Below are 1,529 nucleotides of genomic sequence, written 5' to 3'. Positions count from 1 at the left end.
GCCTTACGCCCGATGACAAACGGTTTGATCGCTCTTTCGGCCGCATTGTTGTCGATGGGCAAGTAACCTGCTTTGACATAGCGTTCCAGCCGGCTCCAGTTATTCGCCAGATAATGCACGGCCTTGCCCAACGCACTTTGGGCTGTCACCTGCGACTGGGTTTTATCCAGCCAGCTTTTCAGTTGCGCCAGGATCGGCAGGCTCTTTTCCTGACGACCGATAAATCGCTGTTCATCGCTGACGTCCCTGAGCTCGCGTTCGATGCCGTACAGCTTGTTGATCATCGTCAGCGCGATATCGGCCCTTCCGGTTTTACCCTTGGGCTGCACTTTTTGCGCGTCAACGAACTTGCGGCGTGCATGGGCCATGCACGCCAGGCGCTCCACACCCGGCTGCAACGCCAAGGCGTTATAGCCGGCGTAATCGTCGGTCATGACATAGCCGCGATAACTGTCCAGCAAGCGCAGCGGCACCTCCTGCGCACGACTGGACGTGTAATCAAACAACACGACTTTGCGATCCGGCGGGCCGCTGGCTTGCACCCACATCCAGGACTGGCTGGTCGGGTCTCGATCCTGCTCTTTCAGTACCTGCACGCGAGTTTCATCACAGTGGATCACCGGGCTTTCCAGTAATCGATCACGCATCAAGTTAAGCAACGGTTGGAAGTGTTCGCTGCACTGGATTACCCAGCGAGCCAAGGTCTGTCGCGGGATATCGATCCCATGACGGCTGAGTACGGTCTCAAACCGATGCAGCGGCAAACCGTCGACATATTTGGTGGTCAGCAGCATGGCCAATACGCTCGGGCTGGCCATGCTCTTTTCGATCAACTGAGCGGGCTTGTCGGCGGTGACCGGCGCCGTTTCACAGCCACGGCAACCGTACACCTTGCGGATATGTTTGATGACCCGGATCTGCATCGGCACGATGTCCAGTTGCTCGCTGGTCTCTTCGCCGATGGCATGTTTGCGGCAACCGCAGGCACAGGTCAGTTCGTGTTCGGGCAGTTCGTGGATGACTTCGATACGCGGCAGATCGGCCGGCAACGGCTTGCGTTTGCCACGGCGTGCTGTCGGCTCAACGATCTCTTCATCAGCGTCACCGACTGAAGGCATCGGCTCGCTTTCAGGTTCGTTGAACAACGCTAGCTGCGGCGTATTGGGCTCAACGGTTTGCTCGGACTTACGCCCAAACAGGCGGTCGCGCAACAGCTTGATCTGTTCTTTCAGGTCGACGATGTGGGTCTGATAAGCCTCAGCCGATTCCTCCTGGCGATTGAGCGCCTCAAGCAGCAGTTGCTTGAGCAGCACGGGATCATCAGGAAGGTCATCGGGCAGGGAAATCATTGCCCGGATTATACCGGGTCACGCCACGTAGCGCGGGGTCAAAACTTGATGAGGGCGGTTGCGCCAGAGATCAAAACCGTCGAGCAACCAGTTCAGTTCCTGAACGCTGAGGATAATCGCTTCGTCCGTGGCATCGGGCGATGTTTTGAAACGCTCCGACTCCAGGCGTTTGAGCCAAAG

General features: G+C 57.5%; 2 protein-coding genes. Both read right to left on the bottom strand.

Annotated features, from left to right (window positions below):
• The coding region (gene tnpC, locus ACW9H9_RS28525; protein ID WP_457346693.1) for an IS66 family transposase at positions 1–1,349 on the bottom strand (1,349 nt) is incomplete at its 3' end.
• 18 nt (positions 1,350–1,367) lie between these two features.
• Positions 1,368–1,514: a hypothetical protein gene (locus ACW9H9_RS28520; protein ID WP_457346694.1), complete on the bottom strand. Its 147-nt coding sequence runs from the start codon at positions 1,512–1,514 to the stop codon at positions 1,368–1,370.
• Positions 1,515–1,529: the final 15 nt, after the last annotated feature.

This window comes from Pseudomonas sp. SDO5215_S409 (assembly GCF_054071325.1).
The sequence above is the reverse complement of the archived record's forward strand: the minus strand, read 5'-3'. Positions and strand labels throughout refer to the sequence as shown.